16 protein-coding genes and 1 pseudogene are annotated in these 22,615 nt (G+C 72.7%); 8 read left to right on the forward strand and 9 right to left on the reverse strand.

Going from position 1 to position 22,615, the window contains the following annotated elements; all coding sequences use genetic code 11:
* Window positions 1-520: 520 nt before the first annotated feature.
* The 5 genes and pseudogenes from rbsK to OHA91_RS27620 form a co-directional block, all read right to left on the reverse strand.
* Window positions 521-1,399, reverse strand: a pseudogene (gene rbsK, locus OHA91_RS27595) (ribokinase); the annotation flags it as partial.
* Window positions 1,396-2,799 (reverse strand): ADP-ribosylglycohydrolase family protein, encoded by a 1,404-nt coding sequence (locus OHA91_RS27600; RefSeq protein WP_381699799.1) that lies wholly within the window; start codon window positions 2,797-2,799, stop codon window positions 1,396-1,398. The gene OHA91_RS27600 and the pseudogene rbsK, both read right to left, overlap by 4 nt.
* A gap of 1,208 nt (window positions 2,800-4,007) precedes the next feature.
* Window positions 4,008-5,150 (reverse strand): ADP-ribosylglycohydrolase family protein, encoded by a 1,143-nt coding sequence (locus OHA91_RS27610; RefSeq protein ID WP_328740211.1) that lies wholly within the window; start codon window positions 5,148-5,150, stop codon window positions 4,008-4,010.
* Between the two features lie 7 nt (window positions 5,151-5,157).
* The gene (locus OHA91_RS27615; RefSeq protein ID WP_266502712.1) at window positions 5,158-6,336 is read right to left on the reverse strand and encodes an ADP-ribosylglycohydrolase family protein; all 1,179 of its coding nucleotides are present in this window, start codon (window positions 6,334-6,336) and stop codon (window positions 5,158-5,160) included.
* 695 nt (window positions 6,337-7,031) lie between these two features.
* Entirely contained in the window at window positions 7,032-8,027 is a 996-nt protein-coding gene (locus OHA91_RS27620) for an ADP-ribosylglycohydrolase family protein (RefSeq protein ID WP_051893057.1), read from the reverse strand.
* Window positions 8,028-8,278: 251 nt separating this feature from the next.
* Here OHA91_RS27620 and OHA91_RS27625 point away from each other — a divergent pair, with 251 nt between their 5' ends.
* From OHA91_RS27625 to OHA91_RS27635, 3 genes are all read left to right on the forward strand, one after another.
* Window positions 8,279-9,010: a VIT1/CCC1 transporter family protein gene (locus tag OHA91_RS27625; RefSeq protein ID WP_328740212.1), complete on the forward strand. Its 732-nt coding sequence runs from the start codon at window positions 8,279-8,281 to the stop codon at window positions 9,008-9,010.
* 426 nt (window positions 9,011-9,436) lie between these two features.
* Window positions 9,437-14,002, forward strand: a complete 4,566-nt coding sequence (gene gltB, locus OHA91_RS27630; protein ID WP_455753564.1) for a glutamate synthase large subunit — start codon at window positions 9,437-9,439, stop codon at window positions 14,000-14,002.
* On the forward strand, window positions 13,995-15,455 hold the full coding sequence (locus tag OHA91_RS27635; protein ID WP_031149348.1) for a glutamate synthase subunit beta: 1,461 nt from the start codon (window positions 13,995-13,997) through the stop codon (window positions 15,453-15,455). The genes gltB and OHA91_RS27635 overlap by 8 nt, the downstream gene beginning before the upstream one ends.
* A 130-nt stretch (window positions 15,456-15,585) precedes the next feature.
* On the opposite strand, the gene OHA91_RS27640 is transcribed toward OHA91_RS27635, so the two are convergent.
* Window positions 15,586-16,017, reverse strand: a complete 432-nt coding sequence (locus OHA91_RS27640; protein WP_266502098.1) for a hypothetical protein — start codon at window positions 16,015-16,017, stop codon at window positions 15,586-15,588.
* 176 nt (window positions 16,018-16,193) lie between these two features.
* Here OHA91_RS27640 and OHA91_RS27645 point away from each other — a divergent pair, with 176 nt between their 5' ends.
* The 4 genes from OHA91_RS27645 to OHA91_RS27660 all read left to right on the forward strand — a co-directional run bounded on the left by OHA91_RS27645 (window position 16,194) and on the right by OHA91_RS27660 (window position 19,362).
* Window positions 16,194-17,030: a helix-turn-helix domain-containing protein gene (locus tag OHA91_RS27645; RefSeq protein ID WP_266502100.1), complete on the forward strand. Its 837-nt coding sequence runs from the start codon at window positions 16,194-16,196 to the stop codon at window positions 17,028-17,030.
* 343 nt (window positions 17,031-17,373) lie between these two features.
* A complete protein-coding gene (locus tag OHA91_RS27650; protein WP_328740214.1) occupies window positions 17,374-18,096 on the forward strand; it encodes a dienelactone hydrolase family protein in 723 nt (240 codons plus the stop codon).
* An 84-nt stretch (window positions 18,097-18,180) separates the two neighbouring features.
* Window positions 18,181-18,585, forward strand: coding sequence for an HIT family protein (locus OHA91_RS27655; RefSeq protein WP_328740215.1), 405 nt, complete (start codon window positions 18,181-18,183; stop codon window positions 18,583-18,585).
* Window positions 18,586-18,813: 228 nt separating this feature from the next.
* A complete protein-coding gene (locus OHA91_RS27660) occupies window positions 18,814-19,362 on the forward strand; it encodes a DUF1062 domain-containing protein (protein WP_328740216.1) in 549 nt (182 codons plus the stop codon).
* 65 nt (window positions 19,363-19,427) lie between these two features.
* Here the strand turns inward: OHA91_RS27660 and OHA91_RS27665 are convergent, their stop codons facing one another.
* Genes OHA91_RS27665 through OHA91_RS27675 form a run of 3 tightly spaced genes read right to left on the reverse strand, consistent with a single transcriptional unit; the run spans window position 19,428 to window position 22,172 of the window.
* Window positions 19,428-19,970, reverse strand: coding sequence for a pyridoxamine 5'-phosphate oxidase family protein (locus tag OHA91_RS27665; RefSeq protein WP_266502106.1), 543 nt, complete (start codon window positions 19,968-19,970; stop codon window positions 19,428-19,430).
* 35 nt (window positions 19,971-20,005) lie between these two features.
* The gene (locus tag OHA91_RS27670; RefSeq protein WP_328740217.1) at window positions 20,006-20,734 is read right to left on the reverse strand and encodes a VWA domain-containing protein; all 729 of its coding nucleotides are present in this window, start codon (window positions 20,732-20,734) and stop codon (window positions 20,006-20,008) included.
* A 34-nt stretch (window positions 20,735-20,768) separates the two neighbouring features.
* The gene (locus tag OHA91_RS27675; RefSeq protein ID WP_328740218.1) at window positions 20,769-22,172 is read right to left on the reverse strand and encodes a hypothetical protein; all 1,404 of its coding nucleotides are present in this window, start codon (window positions 22,170-22,172) and stop codon (window positions 20,769-20,771) included.
* Between the two features lie 178 nt (window positions 22,173-22,350).
* On the opposite strand from OHA91_RS27675, the gene OHA91_RS27680 reads away from it, so the two are divergent.
* Complete coding sequence (locus OHA91_RS27680) at window positions 22,351-22,548, forward strand: hypothetical protein (RefSeq protein WP_328740219.1); 198 nt, start codon at window positions 22,351-22,353, stop codon at window positions 22,546-22,548.
* Window positions 22,549-22,615: the final 67 nt, after the last annotated feature.

Raw genomic sequence — 22,615 nt, forward strand, 5'->3', positions numbered from 1 at the left:
GCGGGCTCGGGCCCTTGTCGTTGCTGCGGCCGGGCGGGGGCGGGTGGGGGTCCGGTTTCCGGGGTGCTTGCCCGGGACCCGGGCCCGGAGGCGGGGGCGGTCCCGTGGCCTTGCCCTGGTGGGCGGTCGACGGACGACGGCTCGGCCGGCGGGTGGGGACCGGGGGGTACGGGCCCGGCTCGGTGGGGGAGCGGGGGCGCCGCGGCTCCGGTGGGGCCGGGCGCGCGCCGGGGCGTCTCCTCGGCCGCCGAACGGGGCCCGGGGCCGGACGGTGCGGCGACGGTGCGTTCGGCGCCCTGCGGGGATCGCCCCGACACGCTCCCGTCCCCGGTGTCCGACGGGGTCCGGGGCTCCTCGGGGGTCACGAGGCGGCTCCGGTCCCGGCCTCGCCGGAGCCGGCGGAACGGCGGTCGTCGGCCCGGCCGACCCCGTCCGTACCAGCGGTCGCGGTCGCGGTGGCGGCGTCAGCCGCCCCGCGGCCCGCCGGGCGGGGTTCCGCTTCCCACGCGGCCAGAGCGAACGCGTCGGTCTCGGAGCGGGTCGGCATCGAGTCCTGGGCGCCGTGCCGCTGCACCGAGAGCGCGGCAGCCGCCGAGGCCCAGCGCAGCGCCTCCGGCATCGGTCGGCGCTCGCCCAGGGCCACGGCCAGGGCCCCGACGAAGGTGTCCCCGGCCGCGGTGGTGTCCACGGCCCGGACCCGGGGCGCGGGCACGCTCAGCGGGTCCCGGCCGCGCGCCGCGTAGAGGACGCCGGCCGCGCCGAGGGTGATGACCACCTCGGGCACGGTGGCCAGCAGTGCCTCGGCGGCCTGCCGGGGGTCGGTCAGCCCGGTCAGGGCGGCCGCCTCGTGCTCGTTGGGCACGAGGAGGTCGGTGGCGGCGAGGAGCTCGGCGGGCAGCGGCTGGACGGGGGCCGGGGTGAGCACCGTACGGACGCCGTGCGCGCGGGCGGCGCGGGCCCCGGCGAGCACGGCGGGCAGGGGCAGTTCCAGCTGGAGGAGGAGGGCGCCGGCGGCGGCGATCCGGGCCTCGTCCCCCGCCTCCAGGGCGGTGACGCTGCCGTTCGCCCCCGGGATGACCACGATGCGGTTGCCGCCCTCGTCGTCCACGGTGATGTGCGCGGTGCCGCTGGCGCCCTCGACGGTGCGCAGGGCCGCCGTCTCGACGCCGGCGGCGGTGAGCGCGGAGCGCAGCCGTACGCCGAACTCGTCGGCCCCGACCGCGCCGATCATCACCACCTTCCCGCCGGAACGGGCGGCGGCGACGGCCTGGTTGGCGCCCTTGCCGCCGGGGACGGTCCGGAACGCGCGGCCGGTGACCGTCTCCCCGGGGAGGGGGGCCTTGGGGACGTAGGCGACGAGGTCCATGTTGGTGCTGCCGAGCACGGCGATGGCCGTCATGAGCGTGCTGCCTCCTGTGCGGTGAGGTGGGCGAGGGTGTCGAAACCGATGCCGTCGAAGCCGGGGACGCTGGTGGCGAGACGGTTCTTGAGGGGGGCGGTCCAGCGGTGCGGGATCCGCTCCGGGGAGCCGGCGAGCAGCCCGGCGACGGCGCCGGCGGTGGCCCCGTTGGAGTCGGTGTCCCAGCCGCCGGACACGGCACGGCAGACGGAGCGGGTGAAGTCCCCGTCGGCGTGGGTGAGGGCGGCGGCGATCAGGGCGGTGTTCGGGACGGCGTGGACCCAGTGGTAGTGCCCGTAGCGGGCGTGCAGCAGGTCGACGACGAGGTCGAAGTCGGCCTCGTCGGCGGCCGTACGGATCCCGAAGCGGATCGCCTCGGCGAGGCGGGAGCGGGGCGGTACGGCGGCCAGCCCGGCGCGCAGCGCGGTGTGGACGTCCGAGCGGCCGGTGGCGGCCTCGGCGGTGGCGGCGGCGACGAAGAGGGCGGCGTAGACGCCGTTGCCGGTGTGGGTCAGGGCGGCGTCCCGGTATGCCTGGGCCGCGGCGGCGACCGGGTCGCCGGGGTTGGTCCAGCCGTGCACGTCGGCGCGGATGAGGGCGCCGATCCACTCGCGGAAGGGGTTGTGGTGGGTGGCGGTGGCGGGCGGCTCCAGGCCGAGCAGGAGGTTGCGGTACGCGACGCGCTCGGCGGTGAAGGTGCGCCCGGCGGGCAGCTCGTCGAGCCACAGGCGGGCGACGTCGGCGGTGGTGAAGGCCTTGCCGTGGCGTTGGAGCAGGAGGAGGCCGAGGAGGGGGTAGTTGAGGTCGTCGTCCTCGGGCATGCCGTCGATGTTCTCGGCGAGGGAGGTCGGGGCGGAGCGGCGGTTCCACGGGTGGGCGGCGAGGAGCTCCGGGGGCACGCCGCGGGCGGTGAACCAGTCGCCGAGCGGCCAGTTGCCGGTGGCGCGGGCCAGGGCCCGGATCCCCTCCAGGGGCAGCTTCTCGACGGGCTTCCCGAGCAGACACCCGACGGCCCGCCCGACCCAGGCGGCCTCGAACCGCCCCCGCAACCCGCCCCCGCCCGGCCGGGCTCCCGAGGCGGCAGGCCCGGAAGGCCCCTGGCCCGTACGGGCGCAGGCCCGGGCGGGCCGCTGCCCGTCGGCGGCGGCGCCGGTGCGTGCCGCGGGCGCGGGGCCTGTTCCCGGGGCCGGGCCCACGGGCCCCCGGCTGGGAGGGGCGTCTGGCGGGGCGTGCTGCGGCTCGGGAGCGGCTTCCGTGCGGGGCACCGGCTCGGGGCCGGTTCCCGGACTCGGCTCTCCGGGCCCTTGGTCGGTCGGGGTGTGGGCCCGGGTGGGGTGCTGCGCGTCGGCGGCGCCGGTGCGTGCTGCCGGTGCGGGGCGGTTTCCGGGGGCCGGGCCCACCGGCCCTTCGTTGGCTGGGGTGTGGGCCCGGGTGGGGCGCGGCTCGGGAGCGGCTTCCGGGTGGGGAGCCGGTTCGGGGGCGGCCCCGGGGGCCCGGCCTGCAGGGGCGTGAGCCTGGTCGGGACGCTGACCGTGCCCCCCGGCCGGGCCCCGGCGGCCGGGGCCGACGGCCAGGTGTGCGGGCTCGGGGCGGACGTGCCGCGGTCGGGTGGGCAGGGGTGCCGCAGGAGCGGGGGAGGCGGCCGTCGGGCAGGCGGCGGCGATGGCTGCCCAGGCGGTGGGCTCGTCGGCGGCCAGCGGGGAGGGGAGGCGGGCGAGTTCGTCCAGCAGGCGGGCCGCCAGCGCACGCAGGTGCGGGGGCGCCGGGGTGGGGGAGGCCCCGGCGCGCTCGGGCGCCGGGTGGCCGCCCGCGGCCAGCCAGGCCCGCTGCGCGGGACCGGGGTCCCGGCCGTCCTCGGCCGCCTGGCGCAGCTCGTGCCCGACGAGATCCTCGGGCTGCGCCCAGGTCAGGCGCACGCCGTCCGCCGGAGAGGGGGCGGGTCGGGCGGGCCCGTCCACGGACGGCGGCGACCCGGGCAGCGGCGCGTTACCCACCGGGTCGGTGGCGGGGCCGCCGGGACGTTCGCCGGCAAGGGCCGCCGCGCTCGCGGTGTCGGCACTCGCCCCGGTGATGGCCGCTGCGTGGGGCACGGGTCCATCGGGGCGCTCACGGGCGTTGGGCGCCGGCTTCGGGGACGCCGATCCCGTGTCGCGCTGCGGGCGGGCGGTGCCCGGCCCCTTGGCCGAAAGTCGGCCGGTGGCGTCGGTGTCGGCCACCGGGCGGGCAGCGGCCGGCCCCGTGGCCGCGTGTCCACCGGCGGCTGCGCGGGGGTGCTCGCGGGCGTTGACGGGGGACGTCGATCCGGCGCCGGGCTTCGGGCGGGCGTCGGCCGGGCCGTGGGCCCGGTGTCGGCCGGCAGCCGTGCCCGGGCGTTCACCCGTGGGTGGCTCCGGTGCCGGGGGCGGCGATCCGGTGCCGGGCTCGGGGTGGGCGTCGGCCGGGCCTTCGGCCGTGTGCCGGCCAGGGGGTTCGTGGGTGCCGGCGAAAGGGGCCGGGGCGGCGGGGGCGGTCGGGCGGGCGGTGCCCGGGCCCTTGGCCGGGTGTCGGCCGGCGGCCGCAGGAGGCACCGCCGATCCGGGGTGAAGGGGGTCGCAGAGGGGCGGGGGCATCAGGGGGTCGCGATCGCGGCGAAGGCCGATTCGTGGGCGCGGCGGCGGGCCCGGTCGCGGGCGAAGATCTCCCGGGCCACGGCGGCCAGCGCAACGGCCGGGGCGTGCAGGTCCAGGCGGCTGGCCTCGGCGACCTGCTTCGCCCAGACCGCCGGGACCACGGCCTCGCCGCCCAGGGCTCCGGCGATCGCCCCCGCCATGGTGGCGATGGAGTCGCAGTCCCGCCCGTAGTTGACCGCCCCGAGCACGGCCGCCTCGTACCGTCCGTCCGCGACGAGCAGCATTCCCAGTGCGATCGGCAGCTCCTCGATCGCATGGAGGCGGGACGGGCGGCGGGCGTCGAGCGACGGGGTGCGGTAGTCCGGGCCGACCGAGTCGTACGGGGCCACCGCCGCCCGCAGCGGTGCGAGCGCCGACTCGAAGTCCCGGTACCCGCCCGCCACTTCGCAGACGGCCGAGATCGCCGCACGCGTGCCGTCCTTGGCCAGGGACAGGGCCGTCTCCGCAACGGAGGCGGCCGTCGCCCCCGGCACGCACGCCGCCGCCACGGCCGCCGCGAACACGCCCGCCGCCTCCCGCCCGTACGAGGACTGGTGCGCGCCGGCGATGTCGAGGGCCTCGGCGTAGGCTCCCGCCGGGTTGCCCGCGTTGGCGATGCCCACGGGAGCCATGTACATGGCCGCGCCGCAGTTGACGATGTTGCCGGTGCCGGCCTCGCGCGGGTCCGCGTGCGCGTAGTGCAGGCGGGTCACCATCCACTTCTCCGCGAGGAAGATCCGCTGCAACGGCAGGGCCTCCGCCTCCAGTTCGGGGATCCAGCGCGGGATGGACATCAGGTCGGGGACCAGGTGCTCGGCGACGGAGTACGCGTCGAGGTGGTCCCGTACCGTCTCGTAGACCCGTACCAGCGCGTGCGTCATCAAGGTGTCGTCCGTGACGTGTCCGTCGCCCTTGTGGTACGGGGCGATGGGGCGGGCGGTGCGCCAGTTCTCGTGCCACGGGCCGACGATGCCGTGCACGCGGCCCCCGTGCCGTTCGACGATCTGGTCCGGGGTCCAGCCCTCCACCGGGCCGCCGAGCGCGTCGCCGACGGCGGCGCCGACGAGGGCCCCGCAGGCCCGGTCCTCCAACGTGAGCGTCATGTCCGAATCATCCTTTGGGTGAGGTGAGTTCCGTGTGCGCGAGGAGCGCGGCGAGCTCCACGAGGTCGGTGCCGGCGAGGCGGGGGAGGGCGCAGCCGGAGAGGGTGCGGCAGGCCTCGCGCCAGGCGACCGGGATCGAGTCGCCGCCGCCGACCGCGCCGGTGAGCGCGCCGGCGAGGGCGGGGGCGGAGTCCGCGACGCGGGACAGGCAGGCGGCAGCCGGTACGGCCTCGGTCGTCCTGCCGCGGGCGGCGGTCGCGAGGGCGAGGGCCACGGGGACGGTCTCGGCGGCGGCGATGCCGTAGCTGTACACGTGGTCCACGATCTCGTGCTCGAGGGTCGGGACGATGGCGAACGCGCCGCCGTCCGCGTGGGCGCGGGCCAGTCCGACGGCGTGTCGGGCGTTGCGGCCGATCTCGGTGGCCCCGGGGAGCTGGGCGAGGGCTGCGTCGACTGCCGCGTCGACGTCCGCGGTGGTGAGGGCGGTGGCGACGGCGGCGGCCATCGCGCGGGCGCCGTGGACGCCGTCGCCGTCCTGGGTGTAGCGGGCGTCGAACTCGGCGAGGTCGGCGGCGGCCCGGGCGTCGCCGGGGTGGACGACGGCGAGGACGCAGGCGCGCACGCAGGCGGCGTCGTCGAAGTAGTGCGGGTTGTCGTGGCCGGTGGCCGGCGGGCGCAGGCCAGTGGCGAGGTTGCCGAGGCCGGCGCGTACGGAGATGCGGGCGCGGAGGGGGAGTACGGCGGACTCCACCTCGGGTGCGCGTTCCGCGGCCGCGGCGACCTCGGAGGCGAGGGCGTTCCAGGCGAGGTCGATGGCGGCGCGCATGCGGCGGGAACGGGAGAGGTCGCTGAGGAGGACGCCGGCGGCGGTGAGCACGGACTCGGCGACGAAGGCCGCCCATTCGGCGTCGTCGGACGGGCCGAGGCGGAGCGGCTCCGGGGGCTGGTTGAGGGCGATGGGGACGGGGAGGGTGGTGGTGGCGTTCTGCTCGGCGAAGGTGTCGAGCTCGCGGGTGAGGCGGCGGGTCCACTCGGGCATCCGGCTCGCGCGGTGGCGGGCGGCGGGCCAGCCGGCCGCGTCGCCTGCGGCGAGCCCGAGGAGGAGGCCTTCGATGGGACGGCGGTCCGATGCCGGCTGTCCGGGCCGGGCGTCCGCGGGGTGCGGCGCCGGCGCGGACCGGATCACGGCCCGCAGCGGCCCGCCGACCGGTACGGGCTGCAGCCGTGCCGCCGCCCCCGGGGCCGCCGGCTCGGCCCCCGGGCCGAGGGCAGGGGGTCCTGCCGGGTCCGGTCGGAGGCCCGTCGGTACGGCCCGCGGCTGCGCGCCCGCCGCCGGGCCTGCCGGTGCGGGATGCGGCCGTTCCTCCGGCCTCGGGGTCGGCCCCGTCCCGGAGCCGTGGCCGGCCTGGTCCACCGGAGCGCCCGGCCCCGGGCGGCGGTTCGCCACGAGCTGCGCCTCAGCCACGTGGCCCGCCACCAGGCTGGACGGTACGGCCCGCGGCCGCCCGTCGGGGCCGAGTCCGGCGAGGGTTGCCCGATCGGCAGGTACGGGCTGCAGCCGTGCCGCCGCCCCCGGGGCCGCCGGCTCGGCCCCCGGGCCGAGGGCGGGGGGTCCTGCCGGGTCCGGTCGGAGGTCTGCCGGTGCGGGCCACCGTCGGGCCTCCGGTTCCCGGCCCGGGGCCGGGTCCGGCCGGAGGCCCGTAGCCACGGCCTGCGGCCACCCGTCCGGCCCGCGTTCCGCGGGGGCCGTCGGGGCGCCCGGGGCCGACGCAACGGCCTCCGGCCGCCGGGCCGCCGTAGCGGCGGGGTCGGGGGTCGGGCGGTCCGGCGGGTTCGTCGGTGCGGGCTGCGGTCGGGCGGGGTCGTTCAGGGGGGTCTGGGTCATCGGGCGGCCTCGTATTCGGGGGTGAGGAGGTCCGCGATGTCCAGGACGTGGTAGCCCCGCATCGACGGGAGGCAGCTGCCGCGGACCGGGCCGATGGCCGAGCCCCAGGCGGTGGGGATCGCCGCGGCCCCGGACATCGCGCCGGCCAGGGCGCCCGCCACCGCGGCCGTGGTGTCCGCGTCGCGGCCCATGTTCACGGCGGTGAGCACGGAGGAGGAGAAGTCGCCGCGGCAGGCGGCGAATGCGCCGAACGCCAGGCCCACCGCCTCCGGCGCGAGGTCCGTCCACGGGTAGCCGCCGATGACCACCGCCGAGCGGACCGCCCGTTCCCCGCGCGGGGCGGCGGTGACCGCGCGGCGCAGGGAGCGGGCCGTCCACGAGTCCGAGGGGATGACCGAGAGGGCCGCGGAGATCACGGACGCCGCGCTGCCGCCCGCCATGGCCGCCGCCACGCCCGCCGCCACCGCCTGGCCGCCGTAGATGCCCTCGCCGTCGTGGCTGACGGTGCCGTCGATGGCGACCAGCCGCGCCGCCTCGGCGGGCCGACCCGCCGCGAAGACGCCGAACGGCGCGGCCCGCATGGCCAGTCCGTCCGACCACGCGTGCCGGTGCTGGGCGGAGATGGGCGCCGCCAGGCCCCGGCGGAGGTTCTCCAGCGTGCCGCGCTCGGAGAACCCCGCGCCCCGGAACGGGCCTTCGTCGAGGTCCGCGATCCAGTGGTGCCACGCCCGTTCGACGTGGCTGACGGTGAGCGCCGAGCCGTGGCGGGCCAGGAGCAGCCCCGAGAAGATCGCGTACTCGGTGTCGTCCGTACCGGCCGGGTCTTCCGACACGAAGCCCTCGATGCGGCCCCATTTCGCCCGGATCTCCGACGGCTTCATGTTCTCCGCGGGGGCGCCGAGCGCGTCGCCCACCGCGAGCCCCAGAAGAGCGCCCCGGGCCCGTTCGAGGAGGACCTGCGGATTGCATGCAATCTGCTTCACCGGCTCCATTGGCGCGCCTCTCCCACGTGGATGGGGCCCATCATGGGCCCTTGGGGGATTTGTGCCATGTCATGCGGTTTGTCGCGCGCCGCGAAACACCCCGCGAACATCGGCGTCACCCGGTCGCCGAGGCGCAAAACCGCAGGTAAGTACGGCCTTCCTTGCTGGCGGGCCACGAAAATCGTGCGTAGTTTCGAGGTGTTCAGGGGGAGTCGGACGCGTCATGGCGTCCGTAAAGACAATTGGGGAGATAGCGCCGCATGTCCATCATCGACATCGAAGCACCGCTGCACACCGCCCACCGCGACAACCACACCCACCGCGACGTCAACGGTGGATGGCTGCGGCCGGCCGTCTTCGGTGCGATGGACGGGCTCGTCTCCAACCTCGCCCTCATGACCGGCGTGGCCGGCGGAGCCGTCGCCCCGCAGACCGTCGTGATCACCGGACTCGCCGGACTCGCCGCCGGAGCCTTCTCGATGGCCGCCGGCGAGTACACCTCCGTGGCTTCCCAGCGCGAGCTGGTCCTCGCCGAGCTCGACGTCGAGCGGCAGCAGCTGCGCAAGCACCCGATCGACGAGATGGAGGAGCTCGCCGAGCTCTACGTCTCCCGCGGCGTCGAGCCGGCGCTCGCCCGCGAGGTCGCCATGCAGCTGTCCCGCGATCCCGAGCAGGCCCTGGAGATCCACGCCCGCGAGGAGCTCGGCATCGACCCCGACGACCTGCCGTCGCCGCTCGTCGCCGCCGCCTCCTCCTTCGGCTCCTTCGCGCTGGGCGCGCTGCTCCCCGTACTGCCGTACCTGCTCGGCGCCACGGCCCTGTGGCCGGCGGTACTGCTCGCACTCGCCGGGCTCTTCGCCTGCGGCGCCGTCGTCGCCCGGGTCACCGCCCGGTCGTGGTGGTACAGCGGCCTGCGCCAGCTGCTGCTCGGCGGCGCGGCCGCCGGTGTGACGTACGTCCTGGGAACCTGGATCGGCGGAGCCATAGGCTGACCGCCCTTGGAGTGAGACACTATGCAGTACGCAACATAAGTAGTCCGTTACTCGGCGGTTTCGATCCCGTGTCCGCCGGGCATCACTCAAGGACTCCGGGCGGGCAACGATGCTCGCCCTGTGCCGGGACCTTCGCCCCACGCGATACGCCGGGATGCGCGGGAACACGCCGGGATTGCCCCCTGCGGCCCCGTGATCCGCCCGTAGAGCGCCGCGGAAGTCCCCTCTCTCTGCCTCGCGCAGTGTCCGCATGCTGGAATGGCGTATCCGCTTCTCGGGATTGTCGTCATCATGTAATCTGCACGAAATTTCGCAGAGGGCCAACGTCGTCCCTCGGCTAGCACATATGCCACGACGACGACGGGAGAGCCGATGCGTTCCGCATCCACGCACTCCGCGACCGGCCTGAACACCGCCTGGTCGCCCATGGACGGTCGCCCTGCCCAGCAGGGCATGTACGACCCGCGCAACGAGAAGGACGCCTGCGGCGTCGGATTCGTGGCGAACCTCACCGGCGAGGCCACCCACACACTCGTTGAGCAGGCCCTGACCGTTCTGCGGAACCTCGAGCACCGTGGCGCCACCGGCTCCGAGCCGGACTCCGGCGACGGCGCGGGAATCCTGTCCCAGGTGCCGGACGCCTTCCTCCGCGAGGTCGCCGGATTCGAGCTCCCCGAGGCCGGCGCGTACGCCGTCGGCATCGCCTTCCTCCCCGCCGACGGCACCGCACAGGCCGTCGCCGCGGAGCAGATCGAGGCCATCGCCGCAGAAGAGAACCTCACGGTCCTCGGCTGGCGCGAGGTCCCGGTCACGCCCGACCTGCTCGGCAACGGCGCCCGCGCCACCATGCCCGCCTTCCGCCAGCTGTTCGTCTCTGGGGGCACCTCCCGGACGGAGTCTGGGGGAGGCAGCACCGGAATCGAGCTGGACCGCAAGGCGTTCGTGCTGCGCAAGCGCGCCGAGCGAGAGGCCGGCGTGTACTTCCCGTCGCTCTCCGCCCGCACCATCGTCTACAAGGGCATGCTGACCACCGGCCAGCTGGAGCCCTTCTTCCCGGACCTCTCCGACCGCCGCTTCGCCTCGGCGCTCGCCCTGGTCCACTCCCGGTTCTCCACGAACACCTTCCCGTCCTGGCCGCTCGCCCACCCGTACCGCTTCGTCGCGCACAACGGCGAGATCAACACGGTCAAGGGCAACCGGAACTGGATGAAGGCCCGCGAGTCCCAGCTGGCGTCGGACGCCTTCGGCGACGGCGTGCTGGACCGCATCTTCCCGATCTGCACCCCGGACGCCTCCGACTCGGCCTCCTTCGACGAGGTCCTGGAGCTGCTCCACCTCGGCGGCCGGTCGCTGCCGCACAGCGTGCTGATGATGATCCCGGAGGCGTGGGAGAACCACACCTCCATGGACCCGGCCCGCCGCGCGTTCTACCAGTACCACTCCACGCTGATGGAGCCCTGGGACGGCCCCGCCTGCGTCACCTTCACCGACGGCACCCAGGTCGGCGCGGTCCTCGACCGCAACGGCCTGCGCCCCGGCCGCTACTGGGTCACCGACGACGGCCTCGTCGTCCTCGGCTCCGAGGTCGGCGTCCTCGACATCGACCCGGCCAAGGTCGTCCGCAAGGGCCGCCTGCAGCCCGGCAAGATGTTCCTCGTCGACACCGCCCAGAAGCGGATCGTCGAGGACGACGAGATCAAGAACGAGCTCGCCTCCGCCGCCCCGTACGCCGAATGGCTGGAGACCGGCGAGATCGAGCTGACGGACCTGCCCGAGCGCGAGCACATCGTGCACACGCACGCCTCGGTCACCCGCCGCCAGCAGACCTTCGGCTACACCGAGGAAGAGCTGCGCGTCATCCTCGCGCCGATGGCCCGTACCGGCGGCGAGCCGCTCGGCTCCATGGGCACGGACTCCCCGATCGCGGCCCTGTCCGAGCGCCCCCGGCTGCTCTTCGACTACTTCACCCAGCTGTTCGCACAGGTCACCAACCCGCCGCTGGACGCCATCCGCGAGGAGCTCGTCACCTCGCTGCTCTCCTCGATCGGCCCGCAGTCCAACCTGCTGGAGCCGACCGCCGCGTCCTGCCGCAGCGTCACCCTGCCCTTCCCGGTGATCGACAACGACGAGCTGGCCAAGCTCATCCACATCAACGCCGACGGCGACATGCCCGGCATGAAGGCCGCCACGCTCTCCGGCCTCTACCGGGTCTCCGGCGGCGGCGAGGCGCTCGCCGCGCGGATCGAGGAGATCCGCGCCGAGGCCGACGCGGCGATCGCCAACGGCGCCCGCCTGATCGTCCTCTCGGACCGCCACTCGGACGCCGAGCACGCGCCGATCCCGTCGCTGCTGCTCACCGCCGCCGTGCACCACCACCTCATCGCCACCAAGCAGCGCACCCAGGTGGGCCTGCTGGTCGAGGCCGGCGACGTCCGCGAGGTCCACCACGTCGCCCTGCTCATCGGCTACGGCGCCGCCGCTGTCAACCCGTACCTCGCCATGGAGTCCGTCGAGGACCTGCTGCGCGCCGGTACCTTCCTGTCCGGCCTGGAGCCGGAGCAGGCCATCAAGAACCTGATCTACGCGCTCGGCAAGGGCGTCCTGAAGGTCATGTCCAAGATGGGCATCTCCACCGTCGCCTCCTACCGCGGCGCCCAGGTCTTCGAGGCAGTCGGCCTGAACGACGAGTTCGTCGAGACCTACTTCAACGGCACCGCCACCAAGATCGGCGGCGCCGGCCTGGACGTCATCGCCAAGGAGGTGGCCGCCCGCCACGCCAAGGCGTACCCCGTCTCCGGCGTCGCGGCCACGCACCGCGCCCTGGAGATCGGCGGCGAGTACCAGTGGCGCCGCGAGGGCGAGCCGCACCTGTTCGACCCGGAGACGGTCTTCCGCCTCCAGCACGCCACCCGCAACCGCCGGTACGACATCTTCCGGCAGTACACGGACCGCGTGAACGAGCAGTCCGAGCGCCTGATGACGCTCCGCGGCCTGTTCGGCTTCAAGTCCGACCGCGCGTCGATCTCCATCGACGAGGTCGAGCCGGTCTCCGAGATCGTCAAGCGCTTCTCCACCGGCGCCATGTCGTACGGCTCCATCTCCAAGGAGGCGCACGAGACCCTCGCCATCGCCATGAACCAGCTGGGCGCCAAGTCCAACACCGGTGAGGGCGGCGAGGACCCGGACCGCCTGTACGACCCGGCGCGCCGCTCCTCCATCAAGCAGGTCGCCTCCGGCCGCTTCGGTGTGACGAGCGAGTACCTGGTCAACGCGGACGACATCCAGATCAAGATGGCGCAGGGCGCCAAGCCCGGCGAGGGCGGCCAGCTGCCCGGCCACAAGGTCTACCCGTGGGTCGCCAAGACCCGGCACTCCACCCCGGGCGTCGGCCTGATCTCCCCGCCGCCGCACCACGACATCTACTCCATCGAGGACCTGGCCCAGCTGATCCACGACCTCAAGAACGCCAACCCGGTCGCCCGCATCCACGTGAAGCTGGTCTCCGAGGTCGGCGTCGGCACGGTCGCGGCGGGCGTCTCCAAGGCCCACGCGGACGTCGTCCTCATCTCCGGCCACGACGGCGGTACGGGCGCCTCCCCGCTCACCTCGCTCAAGCACGCGGGCGGCCCCTGGGAGCTCGGCCTCGCCGAGACCCAGCAGACCCTGCTGCTCAACGGCCTGCGCGACCGCATCGTCGTCCAGACCGACGGCCAGCTCAAGACCGGCCGCGACGTGGTCATCGCCGCGCTGCTCGGCGCCGAGGAGTTCGGTTTCGCGACCGCGCCGCTCGTCGTCTCCGGCTGCGTCATGATGCGCGTCTGCCACCTGGACACCTGCCCGGTCGGCATCGCCACCCAGAACCCGGTCCTGCGGGACCGCTTCTCCGGCAAGCCCGAGTTCGTCGTGAACTTCTTCGAGTTCATCGCGGAGGAGGTGCGCGAGATCCTCGCCGAGCTGGGCTTCCGCACGATCGAGGAGGCCGTCGGCCACGCCGAGCTGCTGGACACCACCAAGGCCGTCTCGCACTGGAAGGCGCAGGGTCTCGACCTGGAGCCGCTCTTCTACGTGCCCGAGCTGCCCGAGGGCGCGGTCCGCCACGCCCTGATCGAGCAGGACCACGGTCTGGAGAAGGCCCTCGACAACGAGCTGATCGAGCTCGCGTCCGACGCGCTGAACGCCGAGTCCGCCGAGGCGGCCCTGCCGGTCCGCGCCCAGGTCTCGATCCGGAACATCAACCGGACCGTCGGCACGATGCTCGGCCACCACGTCACCAAGAAGTTCGGTGGCGCGGGCCTGCCCGACAACACCATCGACCTGACCTTCACGGGCAGCGCCGGCCAGTCCTTCGGCGCCTTCGTGCCGAAGGGCATCACCCTCCGCCTGGAGGGCGACGCCAACGACTACGTCGGCAAGGGCCTCTCCGGCGGCCGGATCGTGGTCCGCCCGGACCGCGGCGCCGACCACCTCGCCGAGTACTCCACCATCGCCGGCAACACCATCGGCTACGGAGCCACCGGCGGCGAGATGTTCCTGCGCGGCCGCACCGGCGAGCGCTTCTGCGTCCGCAACTCCGGTGCCCTGGTCGTCTCGGAGGGCGTGGGCGACCACGGCTGCGAGTACATGACCGGCGGCACGGCGGTCGTCCTGGGCGAGACGGGCCGCAACTTCGCGGCCGGCATGTCGGGTGGCGTCGCGTACGTCATCGACCTCGACCCGCACAACGTCAACGTCGGCAACGCGGGCGCGGTCGAGGCCCTGTCCGACACCGACAAGCAGTGGCTGCACGATGTGGTGCGCCGCCACGAGGAGGAGACCGGCTCGACCGTGGCCGCGAAGCTCCTGGCTGACTGGTCCGTCGCGGTGGACCGGTTCAGCAAGATCATCCCCACCACGTACAAGGCAGTGCTCGCCGCCAAGGACGCCGCTGAGCTCGCCGGACTCTCGGAATCCGAGACCACGGAGAAGATGATGGAGGCGGCGACCAATGGCTGACCCGAAGGGCTTCCTCACCACCACGCGCGAGACCGCCTGCTCCCGTCCCGTCGCCGACCGGCTGAAGGACTGGAACGAGGTCTACGTCCCGGGCTCGCTGCTGCCGATCATCAGCAAGCAGGCCGGGCGCTGCATGGACTGCGGCATCCCGTTCTGCCACAACGGCTGCCCGCTCGGGAACCTGATCCCCGAGTGGAACGACTACGCCTACCGCGAGGACTGGGCGGCGGCGTCGGAGCGGCTGCACGCGACGAACAACTTCCCGGAGTTCACGGGCCGTCTGTGCCCGGCCCCGTGCGAGTCGGCGTGCGTGCTCGGCATCAACCAGCCGGCCGTCACCATCAAGAACGTCGAGGTCTCGATCATCGACAAGGCGTGGGACAACGGGGACGTCACCCCGCAGGCCCCCGAGCGCCTGTCCGGCAAGACCGTCGCCGTCATCGGCTCGGGCCCGGCCGGCCTGGCCGCCGCCCAGCAGCTGACCCGGGCCGGCCACACCGTGGTCGTGTACGAGCGCGCGGACCGCATCGGCGGCCTGCTCCGCTACGGCATCCCCGAGTTCAAGATGGAGAAGGTGCACATCAACCGCCGCATCGAGCAGATGCGCGCGGAGGGCACCAAGTTCCGCACCGGCATCGAGGTCGGCCGTGACATCACGGCGACCGACCTGCGCAAGCGTTTCGACGCGGTCGTCGTCGCGGCCGGCGCCACCGTCTCCCGCGACCTGCCGGTGCCGGGCCGCGAGCTCAAGGGCATCCACTTCGCGATGGAGTACCTGCCGCTCGCGAACAAGGTCCAGGAGGGCGACTTCCTGGCCCCGCCCATCACCGCCGAGGGCAAGCACGTGGTCGTCATCGGCGGCGGCGACACCGGCGCGGACTGCGTGGGCACCGCCCACCGCCAGGGCGCGGCCTCGGTCACGCAGCTGGAGATCATGCCGAAGCCGGGCGAGGACCGGAACGCCAACCAGCCGTGGCCGACCTTCCCGATGCTCTACAAGGTCACCTCGGCCCACGAGGAGGGCGGCGAGCGGGTCTACTCCGTCTCCACCACCCACTTCGAGGGCGACGAGGACGGCAACGTCCAGGCCCTGCACCTGGTCGAGGTCGAGTTCGTCGACGGCAAGCTCGTCCAGAAGCCCGGCACGGAGCGCGTCCTCCCCGCGCAGCTGGTGACCCTGGCGATGGGCTTCACGGGCACCGACCAGGCGAACGGCCTGGTCCAGCAGTTCGGTGTGGAGCTGGACGCCCGCGGCAACATCGACCGCGACGCCTCCTATGCGACCAACGTCGACGGCGTCTTCGTCGCCGGCGACGCGGGCCGCGGCCAGTCGCTCATCGTCTGGGCCATCGCGGAGGGCCGCTCGGCCGCCCGCGGCGTGGACCGCTTCCTGACCGGCAGCAGCGCCCTCCCGTACCCGGTCAAGCCGACGGACCGCTCGCTGACGGTGTAGCACCGGCAGTACCCCCGCCGCGCGAAGGGCGGGACCCCTCATACGGTCCGTACAACGGCGTACGGAACACCCGACGCAGCGCCCGCCACGTCCCCGACCAGGGGTGGCGGGCGCTGTGGCGCTTTTGGGGCTACTCGGGCTGCACTACCGTGGCGCCCCAGCGGGTGGCCGGGGCCGAAGCGGTCACCGAGGCCTGGAAGCCGCCCCGGAGGCCGGTGCCGAGGGGGACGGTGACCCGCGCCGGGTCGCTCTCGGGGCAGTCGACCGTGAAGGGGGCCGGGTCGCGGTCCGGGTGGTTCTCGAGGTGGAAGGCCACCTCTATGGTGCCGCCGCCCGCGCAGCCGAAGGTGATGAACGTGTCCAGCCAGGGCGCGAGACCGCCCGAGACGAAGCCGCTGGAACCGGCCAGCTCGGGGATCCAGATCAGCCCGTCGGGTCCCGGGTACCCGACGATCTCGTCCCCCGGCGAGGCCTGGGCCGTGCCGGCCGCGAGCGTCAGCGTGAGTGCGGCGGTCAGCGCGGTGATGGCGGCGGCCCTGCCGCGCCCGTGTGCCTGCTTCATGTGATCCCCCATGGTGTCCTCGGTTCCGGCTGAACACCGTTCACGCTAACCAGAGGCACTGACAACGGTGTTCGCGCGCGACATGGCGTCATGGCTTTGAGTAGTCACATCGGAACGTTCCGTTGCCCTACGCTTTTCCGTGGAGCAAGGGCACTGCGAAGGCGGGGAGTTGGCTCATGGCCAAGCCGAATGACGAGGGTGGGGCGCAGACGCCGGAGGAGTTCGCCCGCGAGGAACTGCGGCGGCATCGCGAGACGGCCGGCCTGACCCAGGCCGCGCTGGGCGAGCGGATCTTCGCCACCGGGTCGTACGTCGGTCAGATGGAGGGCGGCCAGCGCCGCCTGCGGCCGGAACTGGCGGCCATGATCGACAAGGAATTCGACACAGGGGACTACTTCGTCCGCTTGTCCAGGGCGTTCAGGTCCAAGCAGGTGGAGGACTTCGCCGCCGTCGCCCAGCTGGAACGCGTCGCGACCGCCATCTACGACTACAGCGCCACGCTGGTTCCCGGATTGCTGCAGACGGCGGACTACGGCCGGGCCGTCATGCGGGGCGGCAACCCCACCGCGCCCGCCGAGTACGTCGACGGCCTGTGCACGTTCCGTCTGGAGCGAGCCCGGCTCCTCGATGATCCGGTGAGGCCTCAGTTGTGGGTCATCCTGCACGAGGCGGTGCTGCAGACGGTGATCGGGGGCCCCGGCGTAATGGCTGCGCAGCTGCGGCACATCGCCTCGTACGTTCGTGCCCATCGGATCACCGTGCAGGTCGTGCCGTTCTCCGCCGGAGCCCAAGGCGTTCTGGGCTCGCTGGTCAGCATCATGCAGTTCGCCGACTCGCCCGACGTGACCTACAGCGAGGGGCCCTGTGTGGGGCAGCTGTACGACGAAGTGGACCTGGTCCGCCGCCACTGGCAGCGGTACGACCTCACCAGGGCGGCAGCGCTGTCGCCGGAGGTCTCTCTGGCCCGCATCGAGTCGGCGGCGGAGGAGTACGCGACGCGCGCGCAGACGTGAAGGCGAGTTCGCACCGAAACCAGCCGTCGCGACGGTTGATCTCCCCGGTCCGGCCCCCGTTCCGTGACGGCAAGCTGGCCGGTGTCGGGCCCGTTCTCGTGTTCCCCGTCGGCCCGTGGGCGTCGTTCATTGCGGCCGTGAAGCTTCCGGCCTCGGCGCCGTGAAAATCCGTTGCGCGGACCGCCGCGGCCACTGCTACGTTTCCGCCAGGCCGTGCGACAGCAGGAGGAGGTGGTACCCGTGAACGCAGTATCGACATGGGTGCTCCCCTCCGGGGTCACGGTCGGACGGTAGGCAGGTCGTCCGGGAGCGCCGTCAGCGCGCATTCCCGAAGGGCACGACCATGCATTTCACCTCCGAACGCCGCCTCGACGACGGCGTCCTCGAACGCGAATTCACCCTCGGCGAGATCCCCGGCACCCTGTGGACGCCCGAGTCCGCCGCCCCCGTCCCGCTGATCCTGATGGCCCACAACAACGGCCTGCCCAAGAGCGCGGCCCGGCTGGTGGCGCGGGCCCGGCACTCCGCGGCCCGCGGCTATGCCGTGGCGAGCATCGACGCCGTCGGGTGCGGCGACCGGCCGCGTTCCGCCGCCGACGAGCAGGCTCGCGCCGAGCTCCGCCGGGCGATGCAGGCCGGCGAGGCGGTCGACGGGATCTTCGAGTCCATGATCGGCCCGCTGGTCGAAAAGGCCGTCCCGGACTGGCGGACCACCCTGGACGCCCTCCTCGAACTGCCCGGGATCGACGGTCCGGTCGGGTACTCGGGGTGGACCGCCCTCGGGATCCGCCTCGCGGCGGTCGAGCCGCGCATCGCGGCCGCCGGCTTCTTCGCCGGGGGCTACGTGCCCCGCGCCCAGCGCGAGGAGGCCCGGCAGGTCACCGTTCCTCTGCTGTTCCTGCTGCAGTGGGACGACGAAGGGAACCCCCGGCAACGGACCCTTGACCTGTTCGACGCCTTCGGCACCGAGGAGAAGACGCTGCACGCCAACCTGGGCGGACACACCGGCACTCCGTGGTTCGAGGTGGAGGACGGGAACCGGTTCTTCGACCGCCACCTGAAGTAGAACGGTCTGCACCGCCGGCCCCTGCCGAACTCCCGGGCAGGGGCCGGATCCGTCCGCGGGTCTTCGACTGGCAGGGTCGGGTGCATGGATTGCATCTTCTGCGGACTCATCCGTGAAGGCACCGCGAGCTGGGTGGCTCGCGGTCCGGTTGCCTGTGCCTTCACCCCACTGAACCCGCTCGCGCCGGGCCACACTCTGGTGGTTCCCACGCTCCACTACGCAGACGTTTTCGAGACCCCGCCCGAGGCGCTCGCCGCGGTGACGGCACTGGTTCAGCGCGTCGCCGGGGCGGCCCGGAACGCCCTGGACGCCTCGGGAGTGAACATCCTCAGCGCCAGCGGTCCGGGATCGGAGCAGTCGGTGCCCCACCTGCACTTCCACGTCGTTCCGCGGTGGGCGGACGACGGTTTGTCGACCTGGCCCGCCGGGCGCTCCGCGCATCGCGTCACCGGCGATGCAGGAGCGAGGATCGCCGAGGCCCTGGCGTGACCTCGGGCGTCGATCCTGGAAGCGACGGGCCCGTTCGCACAGGGGCGCCACAAAACCGGTGGAGCCGCCCCGCTGTGCGCCGTTACCGTGCTGGCGGACAAGTCGTCGAGGCAAGGACGTCCCGTTGTACACCCTGTGAGACCCCCCGAGTGCTGATTCGTCGCGCGTCGCGCATGTGCGCCGCGCTCCTTTCTGCTGCGGTCTTCTCACTGGAACCGGTGTACTTCTGTGCTCAATACCTGGGTGGTCGCTCCCACCTGCCTGCCGCTCGTTCTCCGCCGATGCCACACGTGCGCGTCCGAGCGCTTCCGGGCGAACGGCAAATTTCGTGTCAACGCCAACCACAAGCTCCTCGACGCCTGGCTCCTCGTGCTCTGCTCCGCTTGCGGGGACACGGCGAAACTCACGGTCCTGGAGCGGGTGCACGTGCGCTCCGTACGACCCGAGCTGCTGGACCGACTGCATGACAACGACCCGAGCCTGGCAGGCGAACTGCTCCAGGATCCGGTCGTGCGGCGCCGCAATCACATCTCCCTCGACTGGGACGGCGCCTGGCGCCTCGACACCGGCGGATCGGACCACCTGGACCGCGAGGTGATCGACGTCTCGGTCCGCTTCGCAGCGCGGATCCCGGTCCGGCCGGTGCGGTTGATCTCTGAGGGGTGCGGTCTTTCACGGGCCGAGGTCGAGAGACTGATCACGGACGGGAAGCTCGTCTCGGCGGTCCGGCTGAGCGGCAGGATCTCAGGAGACTTCACCTTCACGCTCAAGCGCTGACCCTTACCCGGGCGCCCAGGGCCTGTCCGGCGGATCCGCCGGACAGGCCCTGGGGCGATACGGCTCTAGAGGGCCAGGCCCCCGCCGCCCGGCTCGTCCTCCGGCTCCGGGTCCTCGCGCGGCGGTTCGTCGTCGTTGCCCCGGCGCTGGGTGCGCAGGCCGTGCTCCGGGAGCCAGGTCCGCACCACCAGGTCGTCGCCCTCGATGCCGATGTGGACGACCTCCGTGAGGTCGGCGTAGAAGAGGTGGAAGGGGTGCGGGGTCTCCGTCTCCTCCGCGTACCGGTGGAGTTCGGGCGGGTCCACGAGCTCCACCGCTCGCCCGGAGATCCGTACGTCCCCGTCCGGCATGGTCTCGCCCTCGCCCGGATTGGTGTGCAGGGCGAAGCGCGGGTCGCGCTGCAGGTCCCGGGCCTTCATCGAGCCGGCCATCATCCCCAACCACAGCTCGCCGCCCCGGATGTCGACGTTCAGGCCGGTCACCCGGGGGGAGCCGTCCTTGCGCAGGGTCGCCAGCACGTGGTGCGGGTACTGCGCGAAGCGGGCCTCGACGGCCGCCGCGAAGTCCGGTTCCGCCTTCTCGAACACTGCCCAACTGGTATGCGTCATACGTCCATCAAAGCGCGGGCACCGGCGGGCCCGGGTCAGGCGCGCACGATGCCCGCACCGCGTGCCGCCGCCAGCCAGGCCGGGAACTCCCCGACGAGGCGGTCGTACAGTTCGCCGTCCGGCACGGTGCGGGGGTCCTGGCCGGCGTGGAAGTAGCCCGCGTTGTCCACGGGCCGCTTCGCGGGCACGGGCAGCTCGTCCAGCCGGCGCAGGAAGTCGAACTGCGTGCTGCGGGTGTTGCCGAAGCCGACGAACTGCCAGAAGAGCGGCAGCCGGGCCGCCTTGCACAGGTACCTCTCGGCGGCGAGCTTGTTGATCGGCCCGCCGTCGGTCTGGAAGACGACGAGTGCGGGGGCCGTCGCACCGGAGTCGAGGTAGTGGTCGATCACCGCGTCCATCGCCGCGTGGTAGGCGGTCTTGCCCATGTGGCCGAGGCGGGACGCGATCTCGGTGACCCGGCCCTCGTGCCCGGCCAGGGAGATCTCCTCCACCGCGTCGACCTCGGTGGAGAAGAACACCACCGGCACGCGGGCGTCGTCGTCCAGGTGCGCGGACAGTCCCAGCACCCGGTCCGCGAGGGCCTGCACGCTGCCGTCCTGGTAGTACGGGCGCATCGACCCGGAGTAGTCCAGGACCAGGTAGACGGCGGCACGTCCGCCCTCCAGGCCGTACTTCCGCAGGGATATCCCGGCCGTCTTGTAGAGGCTCACGAGGGCCGGAGCCGACTCCTCGACCTTGCGGAGGCTGATGGCGCTGCTCGTCATGGGGCGAGGGTACGGGGAAGGCCGCGGGCCCCGGTCACTTCGGGCGCTTGGCCTGGGCTTCCTTGAGGAGCTGCGCGTACGGCGTCTGGACCGTTGAGCCGCGTATGAAGGCCAGGCCGTACCGGTCGATCGCCTTTGTCTGCTGAATGATTTGGTTGAACAGGAAGCCCTTCTTCTTTTCGCCCGGACTGCCGACATCGACATAGACGAACGGTCGGCCAAGGTACAGCCACCAGACCGTCACGCGCTCCCGCCCGCGCGTCAAATTCAGGAGTTCGCTGCTCTGGGATATGTTTGACTGGTATCTGAAGTACTCTTTTTTCTTTGCTATTGGGCCCGGCGGGTCGTCGTCTTTTTTTTCCTCCTTGAGTTTTCCCCGCCATTTTCCGGTGGCGAAATCGGTGTCCAGTCTCATTCTGTCCTGTCTGAACGCGTAAGCTTCCACCTGGGCTGAGACCGCTTCGTATTCGGCGTCCTCCGGGTTGTCGATCTCGGCGACAACGTCCGTCGAAACCTCCTCCCCCGGGCTCAACTCCCGCCCCGGTGGAAGGACCAGCTCGCCGGGTCTGATCAGTTTGTACCTGTCCTTCGGGTCGCTGGCGAGCTTGACGTTGATCCAATAGATGCTGCCGAGGATGTGAACAGGGACCTCGCCGGAGTTCTTGAGGCGCAGACGGACCCGCAGGTACATCTTCGTGCCTGCCTTGTTCAGACTCGGCGTTCCGATTTCGGCTGTGCCCTGCACCAGCGGGCGGGAGATGGAGGGAAGGTATATCTGGGTGTATGCCAAGTTGGTGGTGACGAGGACGGTGGAGACGACCGCCCCGATCGCGATGCGGCCAGGATTGCGTAGCGTCTTCCAGACCCGCTGGCGACAGAGGACCCAAAGGGACCATGTGGCGCAGACTGTGAGCGCTATCCAGAGCAGCAGGCACAACACGTATGTCGGCCTGCCCTGGTTGGCGAGGAACAGCACGAGCAGCGTCGCACCGACGAAGAACTCGACCAGCGCTCCGAGTAGAAGGGCCGGCCCGGAGGGAGTCATTTTCCGCTTGCGCCAATAGTCGAAGCCGGCCACGAAGGCGATCACTTCCACGACGGCCATGAGCAGGAAGAGGAAGCCTGTCACCCGCCCGGCGAAGGTGAGGGCGTCGAAAGAATCCTTTATGCCTATCCAGGTGCACATGCCTGCGGTCGCCAGGAAGCCGAGCGCCATGACGGCGCCGGTGAGGCGTCGCCCCAAGGCGTGAGCCGGCCACACGCTGCTGTCTCCGCCCTGCCAATCGACGTCGGCTTTGCGTGGCACGCCAGCGCGACGCAGGACCCTCTGCAGTTCGTGGTGGCTCCACACCTTGCCTCTGCTCTTGCCGTCGATGACGACCTTCCGCAGGCCGTCGTCATCCGGCGGCCCTACGGCCACATCGGGCTTGATGTCCATGAGGTCAGCCTGCGCCCGCACTCGGGGGCGCGCCGCCGGAGGGCGTGTTCCGGCAGCGACTCCCGTGCAATGGCGGGTGCGGAGCCTTCACCCGAATGGAGTAACAGGGTGCGCACCTCGACAGGGTCCGGGCCGAGAGTGGTGATGACCGCGTCGCTCATCCTCGTTGGAGGTTCTGATGCGTACACGACTGCTCGGGACGCTTGTCGTCGTTGTGTTGGCCGCTCTTGGCGGCGTGACCCCTGTCGCGCAAGCTGCAGTGCCCGCGATCGGCGGGCAGAAGTGTGTGGACGGCGGCGGGAGCGTGGAGTACGAGTCCACCAAGGGCTCGTGGATCTGCGTCGACGGCACGTACGACGGCCAGCCGATCGACTGACCCGCCCATGCCCATGGCGCCCTTCCCCCCGAGGGGTACGACTGCTAGAGATATGACTGGTAGTCAT

This window comes from Streptomyces erythrochromogenes, assembly GCF_036170895.1.
Taxonomy (GTDB): domain Bacteria; phylum Actinomycetota; class Actinomycetes; order Streptomycetales; family Streptomycetaceae; genus Streptomyces; species Streptomyces erythrochromogenes.

Excerpts from the sequence above, each read along its gene's own strand:
- OHA91_RS27645 (WP_266502100.1), top strand. The coding sequence starts at position 16,194 with ATGGCCAAGCCGAATGACGAGGGTGGGGCGCAGACGCCGGAGGAGTTC.
- OHA91_RS27655 (WP_328740215.1), top strand. The coding sequence starts at position 18,181 with ATGGATTGCATCTTCTGCGGACTCATCCGTGAAGGCACCGCGAGCTGG.
- OHA91_RS27675 (WP_328740218.1), bottom strand. The coding sequence starts at position 22,172 with ATGGACATCAAGCCCGATGTGGCCGTAGGGCCGCCGGATGACGACGGC.
- gltB (WP_455753564.1), top strand. The coding sequence starts at position 9,437 with ATGGACGGTCGCCCTGCCCAGCAGGGCATGTACGACCCGCGCAACGAG.
- OHA91_RS27650 (WP_328740214.1), top strand. The coding sequence starts at position 17,374 with ATGCATTTCACCTCCGAACGCCGCCTCGACGACGGCGTCCTCGAACGC.
- OHA91_RS27625 (WP_328740212.1), top strand. The coding sequence starts at position 8,279 with ATGTCCATCATCGACATCGAAGCACCGCTGCACACCGCCCACCGCGAC.
- OHA91_RS27640 (WP_266502098.1), bottom strand. The coding sequence starts at position 16,017 with ATGAAGCAGGCACACGGGCGCGGCAGGGCCGCCGCCATCACCGCGCTG.
- OHA91_RS27610 (WP_328740211.1), bottom strand. The coding sequence starts at position 5,150 with ATGACGCTCACGTTGGAGGACCGGGCCTGCGGGGCCCTCGTCGGCGCC.
- OHA91_RS27620 (WP_051893057.1), bottom strand. The coding sequence starts at position 8,027 with ATGGAGCCGGTGAAGCAGATTGCATGCAATCCGCAGGTCCTCCTCGAA.
- OHA91_RS27665 (WP_266502106.1), bottom strand. The coding sequence starts at position 19,970 with ATGACGCATACCAGTTGGGCAGTGTTCGAGAAGGCGGAACCGGACTTC.
- OHA91_RS27670 (WP_328740217.1), bottom strand. The coding sequence starts at position 20,734 with ATGACGAGCAGCGCCATCAGCCTCCGCAAGGTCGAGGAGTCGGCTCCG.
- OHA91_RS27635 (WP_031149348.1), top strand. The coding sequence starts at position 13,995 with ATGGCTGACCCGAAGGGCTTCCTCACCACCACGCGCGAGACCGCCTGC.
- OHA91_RS27680 (WP_328740219.1), top strand. The coding sequence starts at position 22,351 with ATGCGTACACGACTGCTCGGGACGCTTGTCGTCGTTGTGTTGGCCGCT.